Raw genomic sequence first — 6,683 nt, 5'->3', positions numbered from 1 at the left:
TGCCGAAGGCGTCGTAGTCGTAATGGCGGTCGCCCTGCATCAGCAGGCGATTACCCTTGATCCGGGTCGGGCCGGGACGATCCTGCATCAGCAGGTTGCCGGCCGGGTCGTGGGCGAAGGATTCCGGCAGTTCGTCGCGCGAGTGACGGACGCGGATCAAGCGGTCGAGGGCGTCATAGCCATAGGTGCGCTGGCCGTGGCGGCTGTCGGCAATGTGCTCGAGGTTGCCGTTGGCGCTGTAGGCATAATCCCGGCGATACAGCGAGTCGTGCTGATGACCTACAGCGTGGGCGAGTAAACGTCCCTGATCGTCGTAGGCATAATCGCTGCGCAGCAGGCCTTGCTGGCGTTGTTGTTCGCGACCGGACAGGTAGACGTGACTGGTCAGCCGCGTGCCATTGAGGTCGATGGCGGTCAGCGCGCCGCCCTTGGCGTAGTGATAGTCGAGCTTGCTGTTGTCCGGCAGACGCTGGCGCTTGAGCTGGCCGCAAGCGTCGTAGACATAACGCAGGGTGCCCCAGCCCTGATGCTCGGTGATCAGCCGGTCCTGCCGGTCATATTCAAAGGCCAGTGGATGCTTTTGACCGTCATCGACCCCGGTCAAACGGCCCAGTCGGTCATAGGTGTAAGCCACCTCAACCCCGTCCGGCAGGGTTTTCAGCAGCAAGCGCCCGGCCGCATCACGCGCGTAGACGGTGACCAGCGTCGAGCCGTCATCACCGAACTCGTTCTTTTCCAGCAGGTGCCCGTTGCGGTCGTAGGCGTAAGCGGTGCGCCGGCCGTCGAAGCCAGTTTCCTGTCGGATCAATCCGGTTGGCGTGTAGTCCAGGCGATACTTTTCCCCGGACTCGTTCTCGATTTCCGTCAGCAGCAGTTGCGCATGGTCGTAGCGGTACTGCACCCGCGTGCCGTCGGGGTTGATCTTGCGCGAGACGAGGTGCAGGTCGTCGTCATACTCGTAGCGGGTGATGCGCCCGAGTTCGTCGCGCTCGGCAGTGACTTGGCCGTAAGCGCCATAGCTGTAGGCACGGGTAGCGCCCGTAGGAAAGGTCGTCTGAATTAGTCGGCCAACAGCGTCCCACTGCTGGCGGGTGATCGCGCCGTGCTCGTCGCAAGTGGTCGTCCGTCGCCCCAGCGCGTCGTAGGAAAAGCGCCGCACACCAACGTCGGGCAGGGTTTCCTCGATCAGTTGCCCGAGGTCGTTCCACGACAACTTGTGCCGGCTGGTGTCCGGGTAACGGATCGACAGCAACTGCCCGCGCGTGTCGTAGTAGTAATGGGTGACCTGTCCGTCGGGATCGACCGCCTCGGTGACATCGCCCTCGGCGTTGCGCCGAAACGTCCACACCGCCTCGCCGCGAGAACGGCTGTGCAGGAAACCGTTGCGGTACTCGTAGGACGTTGGCTCATCGTCCGGCGGAAGCAGCGCGATCAGCCGTCCGACGTCGTCGTAACGGTATTCGGTGACCGCGCCCAGCGGATCCTGCTCGGCGATCAGCCGGCCCTGATCGTCATAAGCCTTGAGGTGCTCACCGCCATCGGCCGCGACCTTGCGCACCAGCCGTGCGCTGTCGTCGTGGACGTAGGTTTCTTCGCTGCCATCGACGTAGTGCACCGCGACGCTGCCGTCATCGGCCCAGACGTAACGGGTGTCCATCTGCGCGAACGACGCCCAGTGCCGCACGCAACGCGCCGACTTGCCCGAGCGTTCCCATTCCCAGAAGAAACTCGCGCCGCCGGTCAGTTGCCGCTGCAGGATGACGTGCTGATCGTCGTAGTCGTAACGCTCACTGTCACCGACCGCGTTGGTCGCAGCCAACAAACGCTGACGGGCGTCGTAGCAATAACTGACCAGCGTTTGCTCGGTACGCCAGCCATCAGCCTCAAGCACCTGGTAATCAACCGCCACCAGATGCGCCCGGTCGTAGCGCAAAAGCAGCGACCGACCCGCGCCATTGTCCAAGCGGAAAACCCGCTGTTGATGATCGCGATGCACCGTCAGCCGATTGCCATACGCATCACTGACCGCCACCAGCCGCCCGGCACGAAAGTGATAAAACCGCGCTGTATCCCCGGCCAGCGCGAGGATCAGTTCCTCTGGCTCATCGCCGAGAAAAATCGCCGCCCGCGACAGGCTGTTGTGAATCGCCGGGCGCTCAACGCTGGGCAACGGAAACCGCGTGCGGCGGTTCTCGTGATCGACCCAGACCACCGCCTCGCCATCAAACTCCAGCCGATGCGCCAGCGAATGACTCCAGCCAAACCCCAGCCCGACATCAACCTCCACCGCGCTGGTGCGGTACAACCGGGTGAACTCGAACGACAGCAAACCATCGAGCGTGCCGTCGGTCAGGGTCAGCAGTTCTTCGCCGGTGACCATCGACACCGGACAGCCGTTGGTGCAGGTCAGCGGCGCGCAATCGGCGCTGTCGCCGTTGGGGTTTTTGGCCTGGTTCGAAGCATCGTCGCGGGGTTCGTGACGCTCCATCCGGGTGGTGTTCCGCGACTTTTCCCGCGCCATCGGCGCCGGATTCGGAACACTCAGCACGACCGAGTCGGCCTGGCGAATGTTCAGAGGGATCGCTGGTGTCGGCTTCAAAGACACATTGCGTGCATTGACCATCAATGGCTTCAACGCGCCCGCGTGCTTGCTCAGATCCGCAGTGGAGGTCAGTTCGCTCAGGCGCAAGGCCGATGCGGCCAGCCATTGCCGCGCCCGGGGCGACTTGATCTTGCTCAGCACCTTGCTGCTCAGTCGCACGGGCACGCCAACGCCGCCAGAAACCCGCATCAGCAGAAAACTGATCAACAACTCGACCCGGACTTCGGCCACTACTTCTGCCAGGTACTGCGGCGGCAGCATCTTCAACCAACTGCTAAATGCCGCCAGATGGATAAACAGCAACGGCTCGTCACTGAGGATCAGCAAGCCATTGGCGATAGCCTCGCTGGAGGCGTCGAGTAGCGCTTGCAGCTCGACATCGCTCAGGTACTGCAGGAGTTTTTCGCTGTTGGCCTGCAGGTCGGCGAGCAGGCCAAACAGCTGTTTAACGTCATCCCAGATGTCGTGCAGGGCTTTCTCGAAACCGCGCCAGTCGGCCTGTTGCAACTGCTGGTAACGATCAGCCAAACCGGCGCCGGAAAACTCCGCCCACAGCGGCTGAAACCCGTCCCACTCCTGGCGAAGCCAGACCTCCATCCCGTCCAGAATCTCTTTATAGGAGGCGTACAGCGCTTGGATATGGTCGGTGGAAACATCAGGAAAGAAGGTGATGCGATAACGCTGGCCCCGGTCGCAGTCGCTGACTTCCAGAATGCCGCTCGGGCCGATGGTATGGCGCAGTGGTTCACCGAAACTCAATACCCCGTCGATTTCGCCGATCACCGGTTCGAGCAGCACCGGGGTATCGCCGATCGGTACGAAGCGCGCCGCCTCGAACAGGTGCACCAGGGTCAACGGGCCGCTCGCGGGGCACATGACCACCGAGGTCTGGATCGGCTGGCGGGATTTGACCGGAGCGCTGAGGTGCACGTCGTCGCCGACCTTGAACACCTGCTCGACATCCAGTGCCGTACCCGTCCAGAGCTGCTCGGCCCAGGCCTCGTAGTTGTTCAGGCACAGGCGGAACTCGCGGATCAGCGTTTCGAAGTCCGGGTGTTGCGGGTTCAGGGCGGCAACCACCAGCAGGCCGATGCTGTTGTTCAGGGCCAGGAGCCGATCGGTTTGGAACATTCGCAAGCACTCGCGCACATGAAAGAGGTGCGCGGACTTTGCGGGGGATCAACATGGAAAGAAGTCGGGAAAGTAGGCGTTATCTGTAGGGCATTTCGCTAAATGTCAGCGAGTCATTCCACCGCCCGTAAACATTGCCCGTTGCTCAATGTCCGCTGGCCTCGCTATGCTGCTGAACCCATTAATCAGATCCGCGTAGCGGCGCCGGCTGGGCCGCCCGGGATGTTTTTGATAACGGATCCGATGATGAATGCACCGATGAAGACGTTTGGCCCGATCAAGGCCGTGATTTTCGACATGGACGGTTTGCTGCTGGACACCGAAGGCATCTACACCGAGGTCACCTCGCTCATTGCCGAGCGTTACGGGCGGACCTTCGACTGGAGTGTTAAACAGAACATCATCGGTCGTGGCGCCAATGACCTGGCGAACTACGTGGTGCAGGCGCTGGATCTGCCGATCAGCGCCGAAGAGTTTCTGCTGATCCGCGAGCCGCTGATGCGTGAACGCTTCCCCAAGGCCCAGGCGATGCCGGGCGCGGAGGAGCTGATTCGTCACCTCAAGGCGCACAACATTCCGATCGCCGTGGGCACGAGTTCGTCGCGGCAGTCGTTCGGCCAGAAAACCACCTTGCACCGCGACTGGTTTGCCCTGTTCGATTTCATCGTCACCGCCGACGACCCGGAAGTTGGCGCAGCAAAACCGGCGCCGGATATTTTCCTCACCGCCGCCCGGCGTCTGGGTGTAGCGCCTGAAGACTGTCTGGTCTTCGAGGATTCGCCGTTTGGCGTCACCGCCGCGAAAGCGGCGGGAATGACTGCCATTGCGATTCCCGACGCGGCCATGGCCGATGAAAAATACGCGCATGCCGACGGGATTTTGCGCACGCTCAAGGCGTTCACCCCGAGTGCCTGCGGTTTGCCGGCGCTGGAATGGGCTTGATCAGCCAATAAGCGCCGATAAAAAAACGCCGCCCTCTGTAAGGAGGCGCGGCGTTTTTTGTATCCGGGATTCAGCGCAATCAGGCGCCAAAACCACCGTCGATGGTCAGGCTGGCACCGGTGATGTAACCGGCTTCCGGGCCGACCAGATAAGCGACGAAACCGGCGATTTCATCGGCGGTGCCGTAACGACCGACGGCCATCAGCGGGATCAGGCTCTCGGCGAAATCGCCATGGGCCGGGTTCATGTCAGTGTCGACCGGGCCGGGCTGCACGTTGTTGATGGTGATGCCGCGCGGGCCCAGATCCCGGGCCAGGCCTTTGGTCAGGCCGACCAGTGCCGATTTGCTCATCGCGTACACCCCGCCACCGCCGAAGGGCATGCGGTCGGCGTTGGTGCTGCCGATGTTGACGATGCGTGAGCCTTCGCCCATGTGCTTGGCGGCTTCCTGAGAAGCGATGAACACGCTGCGCACGTTGATCGCCAGGGTCTGGTCGAAGTCTTCCAGTTTGAAGTCTTCCAGCGGCGCGATGGCCAGGACGCCGGCGTTGTTCACCAGAATATCCAGGCGGCCAAAGGCTTCGACGGTGGCGCTGACAGCATTGCGGATTGCGGCTTCATCGGCGCTGTCGGCCTTGATCGCCAAGGCTTTGCCGCCGCTGGCGGTGATGCTGTTCTGCAACTCTTCGGCCTTGGCGGTGGAGCTGACGTAGGTGAATGCGACAGCGGCGCCTTCAGCGGCCAAGCGTTTGACGATGGCGGCGCCGATACCACGGGAACCGCCTTGAATCAGAGCGACTTTGCCGCTGAGGTGTTGAGTGGTCATGTTCGATCTCCAGAAAATTCAAGGCGGGGTGCCTTGTTGTTGGAGCCGAGTATCGGCCTCGCATCGACAACCGTGTAGACCATGATTGCTATAGTCTGTGTAAACCAGAAGTTTATAGTGGCGATCATGGAAACTTTCAGCAGCATCGAATGCTTCGTGCGCAGCGCCGAAGTCGGCAGCTTTGCCGAAGCCGCCCGGCGCTTGAGCCTGACCCCGGCCGCCGTCGGCAAGAGTGTGGCGAAGCTCGAGGTGCGGCTCGGTGTACGGCTGTTCCAGCGTAGTACACGCAGCCTGACCCTGACCGAGGCCGGTCAGCTGTTTTTGAGTCAGGTCAGTGGCAGTCTGACGACGATTCAGAATGCGGTGGCCAATCTGTCGAGTGTGGAAGGGCTGCCGGCGGGAACGTTGAAAGTCAGCATGGGCACGGTATTCGGGCGCTTGTACATCGTGCCATTGCTGCAAGAATTTTTACGTCGGTTTCCGGCGATCAACCCTGACTGGCATTTTGATAACCGTCAGGTCGATTTGATTGGGCAGGGTTTCGATGCGGCGATTGGCGGCGGCTTTGAATTGCCCCAAGGCGTGGTCGCACGCAGATTGGCACCCGCGCATCGTGTGTTGGTCGCATCTGCTGAGTATCTGCAAAGGCACGAAGCCATCGCCGAACCGGATGACCTGCAACGTCACGATGGCATCCTGATTCGTTCGCCGCAAACCGGTCGGGTGCGCTCCTGGCAGTTGATCAGTGGCGGCAGTCAGCTCTGTCAGCCCTTGACCCTCAAGACGCGAATGACCATGAGCGACTCCGAAGCCGCCTGCGCTACGGCAGCACAAGGGCTGGGCATCGCGCTGGTCAGCATGCCGTTTGCCGTGGGTTACCTCGAGGCGGGCACGTTGCAACGGGTGCTGCCGGACTGGTACATCGATGACGGCAACATTTCGATCTACTACGCCGAGCATAAATTGTTGCCGGGCAAGACTCGGGCGTTTGTCGATTTTGTGATTGAGCAATTTGCGCAGCAGGGGTTGGCTCGGCGGTTCAGTGCTTTCTGAGCAAGACGTGGCACCGAGTTGACCCATTCGCGAGCAAGCCCGCTCCCACATTGGATCTGTGGCGTTCACAAATCCAATGTGGGAGCGGGCTTGCTCGCGAAGGATACGACTCGGTATTCGTCTGTGAAC

The 6,683-nt window shown here is 61.5% G+C and carries 4 protein-coding genes; 2 read left to right on the top strand and 2 right to left on the bottom strand.

Annotated features, from left to right (window positions below; genetic code table 11):
- Window positions 1-3,733 (bottom strand): DUF6531 domain-containing protein (locus QMX91_RS27660; protein WP_282413684.1); only part of this gene is annotated, 3,733 nt, incomplete at its 3' end.
- 246 nt (window positions 3,734-3,979) lie between these two features.
- Between QMX91_RS27660 and QMX91_RS27655 the strand changes: the two genes are divergently transcribed.
- Window positions 3,980-4,675, top strand: a complete 696-nt coding sequence (locus tag QMX91_RS27655; protein WP_027613306.1) for an HAD-IA family hydrolase — start codon at window positions 3,980-3,982, stop codon at window positions 4,673-4,675.
- Window positions 4,676-4,754: 79 nt separating this feature from the next.
- Here the strand turns inward: QMX91_RS27655 and QMX91_RS27650 are convergent, their stop codons facing one another.
- Window positions 4,755-5,501 (bottom strand): 3-oxoacyl-ACP reductase family protein, encoded by a 747-nt coding sequence (locus tag QMX91_RS27650; RefSeq protein ID WP_027613305.1) that lies wholly within the window; start codon window positions 5,499-5,501, stop codon window positions 4,755-4,757.
- 126 nt (window positions 5,502-5,627) lie between these two features.
- Here QMX91_RS27650 and QMX91_RS27645 point away from each other — a divergent pair, with 126 nt between their 5' ends.
- A complete protein-coding gene (locus tag QMX91_RS27645; protein ID WP_282413683.1) occupies window positions 5,628-6,554 on the top strand; it encodes a LysR family transcriptional regulator in 927 nt (308 codons plus the stop codon).
- The last annotated feature ends 129 nt before the right edge of the window (window positions 6,555-6,683 follow it).

Source organism: Pseudomonas sp. PS01299, from assembly GCF_029960145.1.
Lineage (GTDB): Bacteria > Pseudomonadota > Gammaproteobacteria > Pseudomonadales > Pseudomonadaceae > Aquipseudomonas > Aquipseudomonas putida_A.
This window is presented reverse-complemented; position numbering and strand designations above follow the sequence as displayed.

Coding starts and splice junctions, on each gene's coding strand:
- QMX91_RS27650 (WP_027613305.1), bottom strand. CDS start 5,501: ATGACCACTCAACACCTCAGCGGCAAAGTCGCTCTGATTCAAGGCGGT.
- QMX91_RS27655 (WP_027613306.1), top strand. CDS start 3,980: ATGAATGCACCGATGAAGACGTTTGGCCCGATCAAGGCCGTGATTTTC.
- QMX91_RS27645 (WP_282413683.1), top strand. CDS start 5,628: ATGGAAACTTTCAGCAGCATCGAATGCTTCGTGCGCAGCGCCGAAGTC.